Here is an 18,266-nt window from a genome sequence, read left to right on the forward strand (position 1 = left end):
ATTTCTTGTAAAATAAAAAACTTCAACGAAAGGTTGAAGTTAAAACTTAGTGCATTCAATTTGTTTTAAAGCGGTAAGAAAATTTACATTTCTTACCGCTTTAATTTTATTTATTTATCCCACCATATGCGCGAAACCCAGTTGTCTCCGCCGGAAAGTCGGCCTACCGCTTCGCCATAATTGGCTCCGTTCTGAGCAGCTTCGGTTGTTGGGTAAGGCTGTCTTCTTGGAATTGCCCCTCCCGAGAAGTTACCTACGTAGTTTACAGCTTTCAACTCAGGGAAACCAGAACGTTTCCAGTTGTTCCAGGATTCTGTAAAGTTGAACAATATCCCTGTTGTAGCCCAGATTTGTTCATTGATCTGCTTCAAAGCATTAGCAGCAACGAGCGGGTGTGCCGTTGCGTAAGCGTCCGCCACCGCAGGCGTGATCGCAGCAGCTGCGCCATACTTGCCCAGTGACTGAATACCAGCAGAAACGCCATTTTTATAATGCGCCGCTGCCGTTCCGCCTACTGCATAACCTCTTGTTACCGCTTCCGCAAGCAGCAATTCTGTTTCAGCATAAGTAAGCACGAAAAGCGGTGCGCTTCTTGACCGATAAATTGCGGTCGGGCGTGAATAACGGCCGATAGGTGTCACATTCGCACCTGTTCCTGTGCCGCCCGGATAACCTGCACTCCTGGAAATGTCCGTTGCGCCGCCGTTCAGGTCGTAACCGTTTGGAAGGCCTAACTGAACTTCCGGTGCGCTGTTACCAGCAGAAGTAAGTGACTGATTAGCCGTTAGCCCAGCCGCAGGAACCTCTGCGATTCTACCTAAACGCGGATCATTTGTTGCTTTCAGATAATCGATCATTGTCTTGCTCCATCTTACCTGATAAATATCAGCTGGTGTAGACAAGGCTGCTCCGTTGCCATTGTTGTAAGCATTTGCTTCGTCCATGATGATGTATGCATCATCAGCAACGCTTGCGAACGTGCCGCCCGCTGCTGCTTTTTCTGCATAAGTTTTGGCAGTCGCAGGATCCGCTTTTGTCAAGCGCATTGCTAGTTTCAACATCAGTGAATAACCATATTTCTTCCATTTCACGATGCTTCCGTCATAACCTTCAAACGAATCATTGGTTGGAATAACAGCATCTGCATTTAAAGCGCCTATGGCCGTTTCCAGTCTTGTCAGCAATGATTTGTAAACAGCTTCCTGCGTATCATATGCTGGCAATGTAATGCCGGTTTTCGCTTGCAGCGCCTCTGTATAAGGCACATCTCCGTAAGTATCCGAGATTGTTGCAATGCTCTGCACCTGCATAATGATGGCAATGTTCATCAGGTTCACAAGTGCTGGCTTGTCTTTCGAAAGCTGCTCCATCTCGTAAGCAAGGCTGGCTGCGCGGAAACCTTTGTTCCAGGTGCTCGCCAGGTACGAATTCGTGTTGCTCGAAATTCCGTATTTGTCACCATTGGAATAATAGTTGGCTGCGCCGGAAGTAGTGGATGCCAGAACCTGCACCCACATGCTCTGGAACAGGATCCCACCATTGTAACCTGCCGTTGCATCTACATAATTGTACTGAACCGATGGCAGCAGCAAGTTGGCATCAAAAGTTTCGTCTGTTGCTTTTGTCGGGTCGGTGTTCAGTTCATCAAAGCTATCTGTACAGGACAAAGGAAGCAGCCCTGCCAGAATGATCATATTTATAAGACTCTTTTTCATGTTGTTTTTCATTTAAACTTGAAGTTTACATTCACACCATAATTGCGCGTTGCAGGTAAACTGGTTCCTTCAATACCCGCGTATCTCAGGTTCGCGCCGAACGTAGCTTCCGGATCGATGTTTTTGGTTTCTCTTGCGAAGTACAACAAATTACGTCCAACCAGAGAAATGTTCACAGCACGGATCAAAGGCCATTTTTCTACCATTTTCGATGGCAAGTTGTAACCTAATGTAAGCTGACGAAGTTTGATAAAATCACCGTCCACCACACTAATGCCCGTAACATTGTTCGCCAGAGCCGTGTAATACGCTTTTGCAGATGCACTCACGGTGTTAGGAGCGCCTGATTCGGTTACGCCTGTTATTACACCACCATCGCGGCCTACCAATGTCGCTTTGTTCAGACCGTTTCTGTAAGTGTAGTTTTCCGTTGCAGAAAGGATTTTGTTGCCGTAGTTGTAATCAACCAAAACACCAAAATTGAAATCGCCCAATCTGATGTCGTTGTTAAGCCCACCATATAATGTTGGCAACACCGATCCGTAGCTGGTCATCTTGTCGGCACGTACAGGCAAACCTGATGCATCTACAATGATCTGTCCGTTTGCGTGATATTTGTAATCATATGCACGGATCTGAGGACCGGCCTCTCCTACCACGAACGCTGTTACTGCATTACCCAATGTTGCACGGTTGGAACCAAGGTTAATGTCCAGGTTGTCCTGATCTGTGCTCAGGATCTTGTTTTTAACCGATGTCAGGTTGAAAGACACATTCCAGTCGAATTTCGAAGTTCTCACCGGTGAGCCTGTAAGCATTACTTCCAGACCTCTGTTTTGAACTGAACCTGTTCCTACCACACCTCTTACGTAACCCGTTGCACTACTATATGTTGCGGGCATGATTTCGTTTTTGGTTTTCTGATCGTAGTAAGAAACATCTAATCCAAGACGGCTTCCGAAGAATTTCAACTCAAAACCAACTTCAACTTCGCTTTTTGTAAATGGTTTCAGGAACAAGTTTGGAAGCTCGTCGCTGAAATTACCTGTCGGAACGCCATTGAAGGAGTTTCCTACACCATAATAAATCGCTGTTCCGTAAGGCGTTGAAGGCTCTCCACTCGTACGGGCGTAAGAAGCACGCACTTTACCAAAGCTAAGCGTTGATGAGTTCAAAAGATCTGTGAAGATGAAAGAACCTGTTACAGAAGGTGTAAAAATGCTTCTTGCACTGCTTGGCAGCGTGGAGTATGAGTCATAACGGCCGGTTGTGCTCAAATTCAGGATGCCTTTGTATCCCAGATCAACACTGTAATAGGCTGACTGAACTTCACTGTTCTGAACTTCATAGTTCCTGTTGAAATTCACGACGTTGTTCCAGCTGTACAAATAAGGAAGCACAAAAGGACCACCGCCGATCTGCACTTTCTCATATTGGTTTTTACGAAGGTTTGCACCAAGGATCGCGTCCAAAGTGAAATCGTCGCCGAAGCTTTTGGTAACACCCAACAAACCATCCACATTGATTTCTGTACGCTGCGCATTGGAAAGTTCATCCAGCGCGCCTTTGCCGTTCTGAGAAAAGCCTGTTCCCCAAGGGGTTACCTTGAAAATACGGTCATTTGCATTGTCATAACCAACCCTTCCCTGTGCGTAGATCCAGTCTGCAAACTGGTATTTCACTGCAACAGCAGAGATCAAACGTTTCCTTTTTACGTCGTTAACAAATTGATTAACAACAAAATATGGATTTGTAACATATTCATCGTCGCTGAAAACGATCTCCTTGCCGGTTTCAGGATTGAAACCCGGCGCAAGAATACGCTGATCGATGTTCGGAGCCAGGAAAATACCGTTGTTGGCATTCATAGGGCCATCGCTCAAAATAGGCTTGCCCTTGATTTTCTCATCGATGTAATTCGCCATTACATTAATGCTCAACTTTTTGGTAATGTTCTGATCCGCTGTAAGGTTGATGGTTTTTCTGCCCAATCCACTGTTTTCGATGATTGATTTTGTATCAAGATTAGCAACGGATAACCTGAACGATCCGTTATCGCCACCTTTGGTCACAGCAACACTGTTTGTGAAGTTGGAGCCCATGCGATAGAAATTCTTGATATTGTCTTTCTGAGCAGAGTAAGCATAGTTTTTGCCGTCAAACTGGATCACTTGTGAACCGTCCAGTCTTGCACCCCACGCCTGGCGGGCAGTTTGTTGTGCAGCCACAGCAGTTGTTGGTTTCAAGCCACCATCTCCCTGACCAAATTCATACTGAAAATCGGTCATATTGCGGGGCTCGTCCATGGAGTAGTTCATATTGTAATCCACGGAAAAGTCACCTTTTTTACCAGCTTTTGTTTTAACCAAAATAACACCATTGGATGCACGTGCACCAAACAAGGCAGAGGCAGCCTGACCTTTCAAAACAGTCATTGACTCGATATCGTCCGGGTTAAGGTTACCAATTCCGTCTCCACCGTCAGCTCCACCCCATTCTCCTGCACTTCCGCGCTGTGTGTTATCCATCGGAACGCCGTTGATCACGATCAATGGTGAGCCTCCCGAATTCATACTTGGCATACCCCGCATCAGGATTTTGGCTGTTCCACCAGGACCGCCGCTGGTTCCTTTTACATTCAAACCGGCCACACGTCCTGCCAATGAGTTCGCTACGTTGGTTTCGCGTGCTCTTGTCATCACTTCGCCACCGATCGTTGTCACTGAGTAACCCAGCTTTCTGGATTCTTTGGAGATACCCAATGCGGTAACAACAACTTCTTCAAGATTTGCAACGTCAGGAGCCATTTTTACATCTAATGTCGTGCGGTTTCCTACGCTCAATTCTTGTTTCAAGAAACCGATAGAGCTAAAAACAAGCACATCGCTGTCCTTAACACCTGAAACAGAGTAGTTTCCTTCGGCATCTGCATTGGTTCCTCTCGTAGAACCTTTCACGGTCACCGCCACACCAGGAAGTCCCTGGTCTTTCTCATCTGACACTTTACCTGTTATCGTCCTGTCTTGCGCAAAAGCCGATAATGAAGTAAGTAGCAGAAAGACTGCAAGCGAGACGAATCCCCTGGAGCAGCTTTTTAATAGCTTTTCTTTCATAGTTAGGATAAATTAGTACTAAAAAATTATGTTAAAACTGGTATCTGCCAAAGATTACACGGGTGCATAATTTGGTCAACAAATATCCTAAGTTCTGTGCTAATTAAATAATTTTAAGAATGTATTAACACATATTTATTTTTTTAACCATTTTCTAATACAGGAATACTACATTTTAATAACTGTTAAGTTATAGTGCAGGTACCCGAAAATTGTTGCATTGAAACGGACCGAACCTGAAAGGGGAAACTAGCGCTGACGAAGCAGATATGTAACCAGTGGTGCATTATTCATCGCGCAAAATAATTGCGTTCCCTGGCCGGAGGCTAGCATGGCCAAGTCACGAACCTCACCGGTTGTAAAAAAACCGCTTTTGGCCTGAGGAATGTATTCAAATTTGAGGCTGCCTTTGTTGAGGAAAAGCTGGACAAGGCTCGCATCGTTTTTGCCCATGCGGACGCGCGTCTGTTTGAGGTTACCACCGAGAATAATGTCCGATTTACCATCGGCATTTACATCAAAAATAGAGATTGCATAAACCGGAGCGAACTGTGCTTCCACAGGCAAGGCATGAAAGATGAGCTTCCCGTACCGGTTTTCTAAAATGCCGCTTTTATAGATTTTAGCGCTCAGTTTCCGGGCATTCTTTAATTTATCTCCGGGCAGAATTTCCGATAGTTTTGCTTTGGAGTAGGAAATGTAATCCGTGTATTTCTTTTTGAGTGAAGGAATCTGATCCAATAACTCATCCCGACTTGCGTATGGCATTTCTACGCCATTTTCGGTTACGCCTATCACGGGGACAATCCGCTGCAAATTGTCGAAATCGCCTGCATACAGGGCCAGGCTGTCGGGGGATGTGAGGTTCCATTGCCAGTTTGTCCCCATATTTCCAATTACAAAATCCATATCGCCATCATTGTCCAGGTCGGCCGACTTAATGGTGTTCCAACATCCGTTCAGCCCCGCGGTTCCGTAGGCTGCACTTGCATGGGATAACTTGCCAGCCTTATTGCTGAAAACCTGAATAGGCTCCCAGTCGGCGGTCAGGATCAGCTCCGGGTAGCCGTCTTTGTTCAGGTCCTGGAAAACAGCGTCTGTAATCATGCCGGCTTTTGCAAGCTGGGGCGCCAGGCGCTGGGTCTGATCCGTGAAATTTCCTTTGCCGTCATTGGTATACAAAAAGCCTCCCGCGCTTTCAGGAAATCGCCCAGGCGTAACGCGGACGCCGAGGAAAACGTCCAGGTCACCATCCCGATCGAAATCGGAAACGGCTATCGTACCGGCATTACCAGCAAGTTTTGGGAAAGATGTTCTCCTGTACTGACCGTTCGCATTGATATACAATCGTGGAATCAGCAGCGGATCTTCCGGATTAAGCTCATAACCGGCACTAACGATCAACAAGTCCTGATCTCCATCACCGTCTGCATCCAGAAATGCGGCCTCCGCATCTTCATATGCGGCATCTCCCTCGAATTCCGGTTGGCTGGATTTAATCCATTTCCCTTTTTGGCTAACAAACAAACTGCCCGCCTGCCCTCGCGCACCACCGATGTAAAAGTCATCTGTCCCGTCGCCGTTCATATCCTTTTGCGCCATTTTGGGGCCCTGGTAACTGAGCATATTGGGCAGCAATGTTTGTACCCTGAAATCATTTCGCGGATCTTCCAAATGTTTGAAATCAAAGGCAATCTCAGGCTCCCAATAAGTGACGGGCTTGCTGTAAGGCTTGTCGGACTGCTTTTCAGCGTCCGCATATTTTACGGTTAAGGGTTTATTAGCCACCGGATTTTTTAAAACCTGTCGGCTTCCGTCGGCCCACGTTACAACGAGTGAATCTATCTGACTATCACTACCCAACCCAAAATGCACCGGGCCCCATTGCGCAGACTGAAACCCGCGCACCGGCATAAAATGCTGGGTTTGCGTGAGGGAATCAGCGTAAAGCGTGAGTTTCGTGCCCGCCAGGAATGCATATTTGGGAGATTCCAGCTTCACTTTCAGGTAGTTACTTCTGATTTTTGTCTCTGCATTGTTTTTATAAACAAAAGCCTTCTGGTTCACATTGTTCGTCACAATGTCCAGGTCACCATCATTATCGAGATCGGCGTAAACAGCTCCGTTGGATTGATTTGTTTTTTCAAATCCCCATTCCTCCATTTTCCTTGCGAATGTCAGCCCCTTTTGATTTTGGAAAATATAATCCGGCTCATCAATGGGCGGCATTTGCGCGATGATCTCCATTTGCGTGGGCATCTTTCCACTCTGCCCGGCCTTCACCTGCATATCCGTTGAATATTTCAGAAACTCCATATTGGTATAATCCCTGGCGTAACCATTGGAAACGAAAATGTCCTTCCAGCCATCATTATCAAAATCGCCCATCAGCGCAGCCCAGCTCCAATCGGTGTTAGAAACCCCTGCCAATTGACCGATCTCGCTAAAAACCGGCACGCCATTGGCATTCACTCCGTTATTCAATTGCAGCATATTCCGCGAAGATTGGTCATGAAAACCGGCGCGGATGAGCTGCTGATACTTATCGTAATTATCGTCTCCCGAAGTTAATTTAATGCGCTCATTGGATGCAGGAAGCATGTCCAGCGTCATAATGTCCATCAAGCCATCATTATTAATGTCCGCCGCATCTGTTCCCATGGAGTAGAGCGAAACGTGGCCGGTGGCCTCGCGGATCACTTCTTTAAATTTGCCGTCCTTCTGATTGAGATACAGATAATCATTCTCATTGTAATCATTGGCAATATAAATGTCCTGCCAGCCATCATTGTTGAAATCATTGACATTGACCCCCAAACCAAAGCTCAGCACATTGGAAATGATGCCGGAGGAATCTGTCACATTCGTGAAACTGCCACCCTCATTCCTGAGCAGCTTATTGCCATAAGCGTCATTGCGCGGCTCGCGGTAACTGCCTATCAGGTTACTAAAACCAGCGTATTTCTGAACGGAATGGTTGAGTAAGAAACAATCGGTATCGCCGTCCCGGTCATAGTCGAAGAAAACGGCTTGTGTGGTGTAGGATAGGTCGTCAAGGCCGTACTGCGCAGCTTTTTCGGTAAATGTGGGAATGCCGTCTGCCGTTTTGCCATTGTTCACATAAAGCAATTTGCTTCGCAGGCGCGGATTTTGCGCACCGGCACGGCAAACGTAAATATCGATCCAGCCATCGTCATTAATGTCCACGAGCGAAACGCCCGTTTTCCAGCCCTCATTTAAGCCTGTCCCTGATTTTTCGGAAACATCTTCAAATTCAAAACCGCCTTTATTGAGATACAGTTTATTAGCCACCATGTTACCGGTGAAGTAAAGATCTACCAGGCCGTCGTTGTTGAAATCTGCCGCTGCCACGCCTCCTCCATTGTAAAAGTAGCCGTAAGCGAGCACATTATTTTCAGCCTCTTCCTTGATGTAATTATTGAAATCAATGCCTGTTTCGCCGGATTTGAGCAGCGTAAAAAGCGTGTCTTTGTTTTGGCAAGACGTGAAAAACAGGCAAATGGGAAGGAGTATACGGCCAATGTTCATCGTAACCAGCATCGAATGTTTGTATAAAAATAATGGATAGCAAAAAGGCAGGCAATGCGCCCGCCTTTTTGTTACATGCAGATTTCCATATGACATTATGGTTTGTCCCACCAAAGTCTGGTTGCGGAATTATCAGGGCCGCCCAGCAGCTTAACGGCCTCCGTCACAGCGGCTTGGTTCGTCTGCTTCTCACTGTCGACATACGGTGTCCGTCTCACCACCGCGTCTTTGGGTGAATCCGGATTATCGGAGTTGATCCTTGCATACAGTTTCGGATAACCTGTTCTACGATATTCTGCCCAGGCTTCATGCCCGTTTGGATAGTTTGCCAGCCATTTCTGTGTAATAATTTGTTCAAGTTGTTTTGCGGGAACTGTTGAGAATTTGACTGGAACATCTGTCAAAGCAGGCGATTTAACAAAGTCTGCCAGGGCAACCGGAGGCGTTGTGCCGTTGATATAAGCCGTAATGGCCGCAGCATCCGAAATACCCCATTGCTTCATGGCAGTTTCAATTCCTTTTTCATAAAATTCTTTTGCAGTGCCTGTCCCCATTTTCCATCCTTTCAATGCACCTTCTGCTTTGAGGAAATAGGCCTCAGATGCGTACATAATCGCAAACGGATTGGATCCTTGAACTGCCGGCAAAAACGCATCGGCTACATTGGAAGTGGCGCTGGCAGCATTAACAGGCTGACCTAACTCGCCCTGCGTGTAACCGTTACGCAACCCTTTGAATGTATTGGTTGTTCCTGGCACAGGTGCATAATATTTGCTGATGCGGGGATCCGCATAACCTTTCAAAACGCTTTCCATCGCCGCGCTCATACGGAACTCGTTCCATGCAGTGGCCTGGTTCATCGGATTGAACGAGTTGGGGGTTACTTTCAGGAACGCATCGTCTGCATTGGTTGCCAATGTTCCGGCGGCAGCGGCCGATTCGGCTTCGGTTTTAGCCAATGCGGGCTCTGCCTCGGACATCCGCATCGCGATCCGCAATCTCAGCGTGTTGGCAAACAGGATCCATTTATTCACATCTCCTGCGTAAATCTGGTCTACCGAGCTAAAAACTTTCGTGCCTTTCAGCGTTTCCAGCGTTGCAGTAGAAGCCTTCAATGTGGCAATGAAATCTTTGTAAATAAATTCCTGGCTGTCATAAGGAACAGACGCCTCACCACTGCCTACTTTGGAATAGGGAATAGGGCCCCAATAGTCGGTTCTTGGCAAATACATATACACTTTCCAGATGTTCGCCATTGCAAACTTGCCTGGATTTTCATATTTCCCGCCAGGGCCTGTATTTTCCAAAACACCTAATAATGCAGGAATTGCTGTGCCGTAGAAGTCATTCCAGGCTCCATTGAGCCAGTTACCAACCATTACATTGCGGTCTGAAGAAAAACCCTGCGCCACATTGGCAAAGTACTGGCCCTGCAAATCCGCAAAAAGGCTTTGGTAAGTTTGCCAGGCTGCAAAAATAGACCGGTATTGCGCTGCTGCATAAGCGTTTTCTGTTCCGGACTCATCCAGTTCAGTCAGCTTGGTCGGATTTGTATTGATCTCCTCAAAATTTCCCGTGCAGGAGTAAGTTGCCGCTGCAACAGTTGTAAGGAGAGCGAACGATAATATTTTATAGCTCCTTTTCATTTTTCAGATTTACAATTAGAATGTCAAATTAAGACTTACACCCAATGAGCGCGTGGACGGCATCGAGAACGACTCCAAACCAACCGTTGTATTGGCCGAGCCAGCAACCAACTCAGGATCAAAGCCTTTTGCTTTATTCATCAGGAAGAACAGGTTACGACCCACAAGAGAAAGTGAAGCGCCCTGGAACGGCGATTTTGCCAGAACGCCCGCAGGAATGCTATAACCAAGGGTGGCTTCTCTAAGCCTGATGTTGGAAGCACTGTATGTGAAGGCTTCTCCAATTGGTGTGTTACGTCCGCCAACAAATTTCCAGTAAGCTTCCGCGGTTGTTGACACCGTGCTGGCGCTTCCGTCGGTCTGAACGCCTTCCACAACCATTCCGTCACGTCCGGCAAGTGTTTCTTCTGTCACACCGTCCGCATAGATTACTGCATTGGTGAAAGAGGTTACAACTCCTCCGATTCTTCCGCTGATCAGGAAGCTCAGGTTAAAGCCTTTGTAGCTAAAACGGTTTGTTACACCACCTGTCCAGCTTGGGCGCGAGGTGCCTAACGGAACCGTCGTACTCGCGGTTACGAGCGGAATACCGTTCTTACCCACCTTAATACGTCCTTGGTCATCTCTCTGATAGCCCCGGCTATAAATCTGGCCCAATGCTTTCCCTTCCTCAGCACGCACGAAGTTCATAAAGTCTGAAGCGAGCGGCAACGTAGCAACCCTGTCTGATAATTTCACCACTTTATTCACATTCCTTGCGTAGTTCAGGTCAAGGTTCCAAGAGAAATTCTCCGTTTTGACCGGCGCTATGTTGAATGTTAATTCGATACCGCTGTTTTTTACATTACCTGCATTGATATATTCAAAGCTCCATCCCGAGGCCCGTGAAAGGGGAACCTGGAATAATTGATTTTTGGAATTACTGCTGTATAATGTAAGGTCAAACCCGATTCTGTTTTGCAGGAATTTTGCTTCCAGACCAATCTCACGTGCAGTGGTTAGCTCCGGTTTCAAGTCAGGGAAAGGCTTAATGTTATCACGAACAATAAAACCAGTGTTTCCACCCGCTACATAGGAATAGGTTTGCGCCAAAAGATATGGGCTTGCATCATTACCAGTCAATGCGTAGCTTCCTCTTATTTTGGCAAAAGAAATCGCCTGAGGCAGCTGGAACAAGCTAGATAATACTGCGGCGGCTCCGACAGAGGGGAAAAAGTAAGATTGGTTTGCTGTTGGCAATGTAGACGACCAGTCGTTTCTGGCTGATGCAGAAACGGTCAATGCATCTCTCCAGATCAAATCCGCGGATGCAAATACGCCTTGCTTGCGGGTTTGTGTAACCGTCCTGTTGGTCACCGAGTTTCTTGCATTGGTTGTTACAAACAAATTATCACGGTTCAAACCGTTGTTCAGGGTTTGGTGATTGACATAGTCGCGTTGCAAAATGTTACCACCAACTGTTGCGTCCAGCTTGAAGTTTTCGCCAAACTGCTTGCTTACCAGGGCAAACAAATCAAGGTTTAGTTCTGAATTGTCTCTCCAGTTGGTCTGGTAATCCCCGAAATCTGCGATTGTATATGTGTTGGTATACCATTTTCCTTCAAACTTATCAATATACTTGTCATAACCGGCACGTCCCATTACAGTTAACCAGGGCGTAGCTTTGTAGTTAAGAGATGTGAATCCGTAAATGCGGTCGCGGTTATCCAGTGCCAAAACGCGATTTTTGATCCAGTAAGGGTTTTGACCACCATTAGAACCCGGGTTCCAATAATTCTGCAGCGTTTTTCCTGTCGCCGGATCTACATATTCGAAATCCTTTGCCTGATCTAAGGCAATACTTCTCGGAAGACGCAGAATGTGGCGTTGCAAGTTGGCGAACGCTTCTCCCGTCTGCTGCCTGTTTTCAATTTTCTCGCTCAGATAAGTCACTTTACCATCGAAGCTCAGCTTGCTTGTGATCTGGCTGGACAAGCGTAAATTAAAGTTATTTCTGCTCAGTTTGTTATTGGAAACAACTCCTTTGGCTGACGTATTGGTGTATGAAAAGTACGTCTGCACTTTTTCATTGCCCGCAGTCAGCGACACTGAGTTCGCAAGGGATGTTCCGGTTGAGTAAAAATCCTTGTATGAATCGGGCTGTGGCGAATAAGCGTAGGTTTTGCCCTTATTGTCCGGATCCGGCCCCCATGCAGCTACTTGCTGTCCATCCATCTTTGGCCCCCAGCTAAATTCGCTGTTGGGCTGAAATTTACCTTCGACGCCCTGGCCATAGACATTCTGGAATTTCTGCAATTCCATCGCCTGCTCCATTTGGAATGTGCTGCTGATATTCACACCAACCCCCTTTCTAACCGCACCTTTTTTAGTAGTGATCAAAAGGGCGCCATTCGCAGCACGGCTTCCGTACAATGCCGTTGCAGACGCTCCTCTCAATACGTTAATCGATTCAATGTCGTCAGGGTTAATGCTGGAAAGACCATCGCTGGCATCACGACCACCGTTTGCATTGGCGGGACTGAAATTGGAGTTGTCAATAGGCACACCATCTACAACGATCAAAGCCTGGTTATTCCCTGTGATCGAACGGTCACCGCGCAAAACCACACGGCTGGAACCGCCCACCCCGGAAGATGAACGCACAATGTCCAAACCCGCAACACGCCCCGAAAGCGAGTTGGCGACGTTCAGTTCTCGTGCTTTGGAAAAATTGTCCGTATTGATCATCTGAGTGGCATAGCTCAGCGTTTTTTGCTCTTTCGAGATCCCCAGGGCCGTTACAACCACTTCACCCAGGTTCCGCACGTCCGGCTCCAAAGCCACGCTTACGTTGGAAGTTGAAGCGGTAACATCCACTTCTTTAGATGTATATCCCACAGAGGAAATGATGAGCGTACCTGTTGAGCCCATTGTAATGGTGAAACTCCCCTCGGCATCTGTGTTGGTTCCCCGGGTCGAGCCCTTAATGAGGATGTTTGCGCCGGGTATTCCTGTTCCGTTCTCATCGTTGACCTTACCGGTAAGCTGCCGGTCCTGGGCCATCGATACGGAATTAAAAAATGCCGTCACCAGTAGCGTGAGCAGCAGGCATTGTAGACCTCTTTACATAGGTTGAGCTTGGGTTTATTGAATTTTCATGAAATTTATGATTAATAAAGAACACAAGCAATTTATTTGGCAAAATTTAATTGTACTAAACTAATATTCCGTCAATTTGTATATATCAAGTCGTAAAAGTGACGATATCAGTGAAGGAAGAAATATTATTTGTCGAAGATACATTTAATAAAATCATCACGCATTTTATGCGTGCTCGAAACACAGCGTCACAAAGGCGGTTTCTGAAAATTTATCAAACTTAGAAATGGATCGTTCGAAAATGCAGTAAAACGAAGAGAGCAGGAAGTCGGTGCGAGGATCACCGGTCGTAACAATCCACACAGAACTAGTACTATTGCAAGATGATTATGTATTTAGCATGAGGCTGCTATTGATACTTCCGCCACGCACCCAGAATAGCGCCTGTTATTGCGTACACGAGCACACTCACACCGCCGTCAATGAACGAAAGCAGCAACGGACGCATGGAAAACATATCCTTTACAATGGTTTCAAAAAGGACAAAAACCACTCCGAAAAGCAAGCCGGTAAGCAAACCTGATAGTAACGATCTAACAGGAATCTTGGTGAAGACCCACGCCAGCGTATATGCCATAAGAGAAGAAGAAACAATGCTGGCAAGATACGGAACCGGGCTCGTCGCGCTTTTGATTTGTTCCATTGTAAAGCCGTTCAAAGCCATCCAGCGTTCCGAAAAAGCGGTATACCACAAGGCTGGTATGATTTGACCTAACACCACACATACAAGCACGGCCCAAAGATTGACAGATTGTTTTCTCATTTTTTGAGTGTTTTATTCAGTCATCGGCAGGAACTCCCGAGGCGGGCCCCCTGAGGCGGAGCCCCTGATTTCAAATATAGGATGTTTCGGAATTAGTTGTGTTTTTTTTATTTGGAGGATCGAACAAATTCGATATTGCGCTTCAAACCGTCAAATTTAGCCCTTTTGATAGGTGACCGGCGGAAAAGTTCGCGAAAAACTTCCTCTGTGATTTCCTGCCATTCATTATTCGTGAATCCTGCCAGGCTTTCGGGCAGGATGAACTCCTTAGTAGTATGCGGCTTAGAAAAACGGTTCCAGGGACACACATCCTGGCAGATATCGCAGCCGAAAATCCAGTTATTAAACTTACCCTGAGCTTCTTGCGGAATAGCTTCCTTTAATTCGATGGTGTAATAACTAATGCATTTGCTGCCGTCGACGACGAATGGCTCTGTAATCGCATCCGTCGGACAAGCATCAAGACATCTTGTGCAGGTCCCGCAATAATCCTGTACGGCACCGTCATAAGCGAGGTCCAGGTCGCAAATGATTTCTCCAATAAAGAAAAAACTGCCCATATCGCGGTTGAGCAGGTTAGAATGCTTTCCTACCCAGCCTAACCCACTTTTTGCAGCCCAGGCTTTATCCATAACCGGTGCAGAATCCACAAATATCCGGCCACTCACCTCCCCGATCTCCTCCTGAATGGCTTGCAAAAGCGCACCCAGCTTTTCTTTCAGAACATAATGATAATCAGTTCCATAAGCATATTTTGATAATTTGAGATCTTCGGGACCTTCTGGGAGCTTGTTCTCAGGGTAATAATTAAGGAGAACAGAAATGACACTTTTCGCCCCGTCCACAAGTTTTCGGGGATCGAGCCTTTTATCAAAATGATTGGCCATATAGCCCATTGCGCCGTGATGGTTCTTATTTAACCAGTTTTCGAGGCGCGGCGCTTCTGCTTCCAGAAAATCTGCTTTGGAAATGCCGCAGAAGTCAAAGCCATTTTCCGATGCCTTGGCTTTGATGAACTGACTTCTCTGCTGCCTTACAAGATCTTCTGCCGTCATAATGCAAAGTTACGAATTGATTGTAAAATGCCATCTTGTCAGTATTTTAGGCGTGGCAAAATAATTTAGTCAAGTTAAGGTCGATCAAAACGTCACAATATCACCAAGAGTTATGCCTGAAAACAACGAAACCAACATAGATCAAGACAAAAATTACGAAATGAATGAGGAACAAGCGCCAGTGGAAGCTGACAAGTTAGACAACGACGAATCGGTCGGAACAAATACAGTGCCTTTGGACAATGCAGGACAAGAAATCCATAATGAAGCGCCTGCTGAAAAAGATCCGATCGAGGAAGCCAGAATAGAACTTGCGGAAATGAAGGACAAATACATTCGCCTTTACGCTGATTTCGAGAATTTCAGGAGACGGACTGCCAAGGAAAAACTGGAAATGATTTCCGGGGCCAGCGCAGACATGGTAAAAGTAATCTTGCCAATCGTGGATGATTTCGAGCGCGCAAAAGTTTCATTTGAATCAACAACCGAAATCGACGCTTTAAAAGAGGGCGTGGATTTGATATATACAAAACTATTTAAAACGCTTGAAACCAAAGGATTAAAACCAATGGTCTCAAAAGGCGAAACATTTGATGCAGAGCTTCACGAATCCATTGCGCAGTTCCCTGCTCCCTCGGAAGATCTTAAAGGAAAAGTGATCGATGAGATCGAAAAAGGGTATTTTCTTAACGACAAAGTGATACGTTACGCGAAAGTGATCGTAGGAGCTTAATTTCAGCAAACTAAAATGGCAAAGAAAAGAGATTACTACGAAGTCCTTGGCGTAGACCGCGGTGCTGCCGCAGATGACATTAAGAAGGCTTATCGCAAGCTGGCAATTAAGTTCCACCCGGATAAAAACCCAGACGACCCTACTGCGGAAGACAAGTTCAAGGAAGCGGCGGAAGCATACAGCGTTCTCAGCGATGAAAACAAACGTGCGCGTTATGACCAGTTTGGCCACGCAGGTGTAGGCGGCGCGGGTGCAGGTGCGGGCGGTTTCAGCGGCGGAGGATTTTCAATGGACGATATTTTCTCTCAATTCGGCGATATTTTTGGCGATAGCAGCCCTTTTGGTGACATTTTCGGGCGCAGTGGCGGCGGAGGCGGTCGCCGGGTTCGTAAAGGTTCGGATTTAAGGATCAAGCTTAAACTGAACCTCGAAGAAGTTGCGAATGGTGTTGAGAAAAAAATAAAAGTAAAAAGGCACGTTACTTGCAATACTTGCGGCGGCAACGGAGCGAAAAACGGAACTTCGCTTACCAACTGCAATTCTTGTAACGGAACAGGTCAGGTTAGGAAAGTGGTGAGCACAATGCTTGGCCAGATGGTTTCAACGAGCACTTGCCCGACTTGTAATGGTGACGGCAAGATCATCAGCGAACGTTGCGATTCCTGCGCCGGAGAGGGACGTTTGTTACAGGACGACCTGATCACATTGAACATTCCGGGCGGCGTGGCAGAGGGAATGCAGCTTTCCATGTCTGGAAAAGGCAATGTGCCCACGCGCGGCGGCGTTGCCGGCGATCTTTTAATAGTAATCGAAGAAGAGGAAGATGCGAATCTGAAAAGAGACGGTAATAACATCGTTTTCGACATGCATTTGAGCTTTATCGACGCGACATTAGGAACATCTGTTGAAATCCCAACCATTGACGGCAAAGCCCGGATCAACATTGAATCGGGAACCCAGGCAGGAAAAATCCTGCGCTTGAAAGGTAAAGGGATCAAGGATCTCAACGGATATGGAAAAGGCGATCAATTGGTTCATATCAATGTCTGGACGCCGCAGCAGCTATCCTCGGATGAGCGCGAAACACTGGAATCGCTTCGCCATTCGCCCAACTTCCAGCCGAAGCCGGGTAAGAATGAAAAAGGTTTCTTTGACAAGATGAAGGATTTCTTTCACTGAAAACCTTTAACAAATCATTAAATATAAGGCAAGCCGTTTCAGCAATGAAGCGGCTTGTTTACTTTGAACGGGAATCGGGTAAACATTGTACTTAGTCTGAACAGGCGCTGGGAAGATGACAAGGCCCGATCCGCTTCGCCATTTATTTAAATCAAATATGAAAGAATTAGTAATTTCAATTGCCCTATTACTTCCCGGAATGCTTTTTGCTCAAAATACCAACCCATCTGAACTAACTTTCGCGACCTATAATGTAAGTATGGAAGCCGAAAATTATGTTCCGAAAGGCACCAAAGGCATTTCCGAACAAGTGCTGATCAATGAGTTGGCTACCGGAAAAAATGCACAGATCCACAACATTGCAAGGATCATAAAAACAGTTCGCCCGGATGTGATTTTGCTCAATGAATTTGACTATATAGCCGATCCGGAGCAAGGGATTTTGCAATTTGTCAAAGCCTATTTAAATGTTGATTCGGACGGCCAAAAGGCCATTGATTATCCCTATTACTATTATTCTACGGTAAATACGGGTCAGCCGAGCCCTTATGATCTTGACAATAATGGCAAAGCTGAGCGCTTCGGTGCTGATGCGTGGGGATTTGGTCTTTATCCCGGTCAATATGGAATGGCACTTTTGTCAAAATATCCGATTGAAAGCGATCAGGTGCGCACATTCCAGCATTTCAAATGGAAGGACATGCCGGAAGCTTTACAAACGAAAAAGCCTGATAACACCGACTGGTATACGCCCGAAGCCTGGCAGCAATTCCCACTTTCATCCAAATCGCACTGGGACATTCCCATCAAATTTGGTGCTAAAACAATCCACTTTCTGGCAAGCCATCCCACTCCGCCTAGCTTCGACGGTGCTGAGGACCGGAATGGCAAGCGTAACCATGACGAAATCCGTTTCTGGAAAGATTACATCAGCAGCGAACAAGGCGCCTATATATATGATGACAAAGGAAACAGGGGTGCATTGTCGTCGGACGCAAGTTTCGTGATCTTAGGGGATCAAAACGCATCGCCGGACGAAGGAAACGCCATTGGTGAAGGAATAAAATCATTGCTAGCGCACGCAAAAATAAATAACGAGGCAGCACCAGCCAGCAAAGGAGGCCCGGAACATTCCAGCAGCAACCCCTTCGCTAAAAACCACACAGCTGTATGGCGTATGCGCGCGGACTACGTGCTGCCATCAAGATCCGGATTGAAGGTTGTGGATAGCGGGGTCTTCTGGCCAGCCAAAGGTGAGCGGCTCGCTGAACTAGTTGAGAAACGAGAGTCCAGCTCGGACCACCGGTTGGTTTGGGTGAAGGTGAGGTTGGAGTAGCAGTGCGGCCGCCCGGTCAGGGGTGACAAAGGTAAGTTA

10 protein-coding genes are annotated in these 18,266 nt (G+C 46.6%); 3 read left to right on the forward strand and 7 right to left on the reverse strand.

Annotation, left to right across the window (positions count from 1 at the left end; all coding sequences use genetic code 11):
- Positions 1–110: 110 nt before the first annotated feature.
- The 7 genes from MUK70_RS16870 to queG form a co-directional block, all read right to left on the reverse strand.
- Complete coding sequence (locus MUK70_RS16870) at positions 111–1,715, reverse strand: SusD/RagB family nutrient-binding outer membrane lipoprotein (protein WP_234653922.1); 1,605 nt, start codon at positions 1,713–1,715, stop codon at positions 111–113.
- Between the two features lie 8 nt (positions 1,716–1,723).
- Positions 1,724–4,828 carry a SusC/RagA family TonB-linked outer membrane protein gene (locus tag MUK70_RS16875; protein WP_234653924.1) on the reverse strand — a complete coding sequence of 1,035 codons (3,105 nt, stop codon included), beginning with the start codon at positions 4,826–4,828 and terminating at the stop codon, positions 1,724–1,726.
- 249 nt (positions 4,829–5,077) lie between these two features.
- Positions 5,078–8,473: a VCBS repeat-containing protein gene (locus MUK70_RS16880; RefSeq protein ID WP_244784423.1), complete on the reverse strand. Its 3,396-nt coding sequence runs from the start codon at positions 8,471–8,473 to the stop codon at positions 5,078–5,080.
- Positions 8,473–10,023 carry a SusD/RagB family nutrient-binding outer membrane lipoprotein gene (locus tag MUK70_RS16885; protein ID WP_234653927.1) on the reverse strand — a complete coding sequence of 517 codons (1,551 nt, stop codon included), beginning with the start codon at positions 10,021–10,023 and terminating at the stop codon, positions 8,473–8,475. The genes MUK70_RS16880 and MUK70_RS16885 overlap by 1 nt, the downstream gene beginning before the upstream one ends.
- 15 nt (positions 10,024–10,038) lie before the next feature.
- Entirely contained in the window at positions 10,039–13,065 is a 3,027-nt protein-coding gene (locus MUK70_RS16890) for a SusC/RagA family TonB-linked outer membrane protein (protein WP_234653929.1), read from the reverse strand.
- Between the two features lie 445 nt (positions 13,066–13,510).
- Positions 13,511–13,924 carry a DUF1761 domain-containing protein gene (locus tag MUK70_RS16895; protein ID WP_234608058.1) on the reverse strand — a complete coding sequence of 138 codons (414 nt, stop codon included), beginning with the start codon at positions 13,922–13,924 and terminating at the stop codon, positions 13,511–13,513.
- A 107-nt stretch (positions 13,925–14,031) separates the two neighbouring features.
- Positions 14,032–14,979: a tRNA epoxyqueuosine(34) reductase QueG gene (gene queG, locus MUK70_RS16900; RefSeq protein WP_234653931.1), complete on the reverse strand. Its 948-nt coding sequence runs from the start codon at positions 14,977–14,979 to the stop codon at positions 14,032–14,034.
- Positions 14,980–15,091: 112 nt separating this feature from the next.
- On the opposite strand from queG, the gene MUK70_RS16905 reads away from it, so the two are divergent.
- The 3 genes from MUK70_RS16905 to MUK70_RS16915 all read left to right on the forward strand — a co-directional run bounded on the left by MUK70_RS16905 (position 15,092) and on the right by MUK70_RS16915 (position 18,227).
- Positions 15,092–15,712 (forward strand): nucleotide exchange factor GrpE, encoded by a 621-nt coding sequence (locus MUK70_RS16905; protein ID WP_234653933.1) that lies wholly within the window; start codon positions 15,092–15,094, stop codon positions 15,710–15,712.
- 15 nt (positions 15,713–15,727) lie between these two features.
- On the forward strand, positions 15,728–16,891 hold the full coding sequence (dnaJ, locus tag MUK70_RS16910; RefSeq protein ID WP_234653935.1) for a molecular chaperone DnaJ: 1,164 nt from the start codon (positions 15,728–15,730) through the stop codon (positions 16,889–16,891).
- Between the two features lie 157 nt (positions 16,892–17,048).
- On the forward strand, positions 17,049–18,227 hold the full coding sequence (locus MUK70_RS16915) for an endonuclease/exonuclease/phosphatase family protein (protein WP_234653937.1): 1,179 nt from the start codon (positions 17,049–17,051) through the stop codon (positions 18,225–18,227).
- Positions 18,228–18,266: the final 39 nt, after the last annotated feature.

Origin of the sequence: Dyadobacter chenwenxiniae (genome assembly GCF_022869785.1) — a bacterium.
Taxonomy (GTDB): domain Bacteria; phylum Bacteroidota; class Bacteroidia; order Cytophagales; family Spirosomataceae; genus Dyadobacter; species Dyadobacter chenwenxiniae.

Coding starts and splice junctions, on each gene's coding strand:
- MUK70_RS16870 (WP_234653922.1), bottom strand. CDS start 1,715: ATGAAAAAGAGTCTTATAAATATGATCATTCTGGCAGGGCTGCTTCCT.
- MUK70_RS16875 (WP_234653924.1), bottom strand. CDS start 4,828: ATGAAAGAAAAGCTATTAAAAAGCTGCTCCAGGGGATTCGTCTCGCTT.
- MUK70_RS16880 (WP_244784423.1), bottom strand. CDS start 8,473: ATGTCATATGGAAATCTGCATGTAACAAAAAGGCGGGCGCATTGCCTG.
- MUK70_RS16885 (WP_234653927.1), bottom strand. CDS start 10,023: ATGAAAAGGAGCTATAAAATATTATCGTTCGCTCTCCTTACAACTGTT.
- MUK70_RS16890 (WP_234653929.1), bottom strand. CDS start 13,065: ATGGCCCAGGACCGGCAGCTTACCGGTAAGGTCAACGATGAGAACGGA.
- MUK70_RS16895 (WP_234608058.1), bottom strand. CDS start 13,924: ATGAGAAAACAATCTGTCAATCTTTGGGCCGTGCTTGTATGTGTGGTG.
- queG (WP_234653931.1), bottom strand. CDS start 14,979: ATGACGGCAGAAGATCTTGTAAGGCAGCAGAGAAGTCAGTTCATCAAA.
- MUK70_RS16905 (WP_234653933.1), top strand. CDS start 15,092: ATGCCTGAAAACAACGAAACCAACATAGATCAAGACAAAAATTACGAA.
- dnaJ (WP_234653935.1), top strand. CDS start 15,728: ATGGCAAAGAAAAGAGATTACTACGAAGTCCTTGGCGTAGACCGCGGT.
- MUK70_RS16915 (WP_234653937.1), top strand. CDS start 17,049: ATGAAAGAATTAGTAATTTCAATTGCCCTATTACTTCCCGGAATGCTT.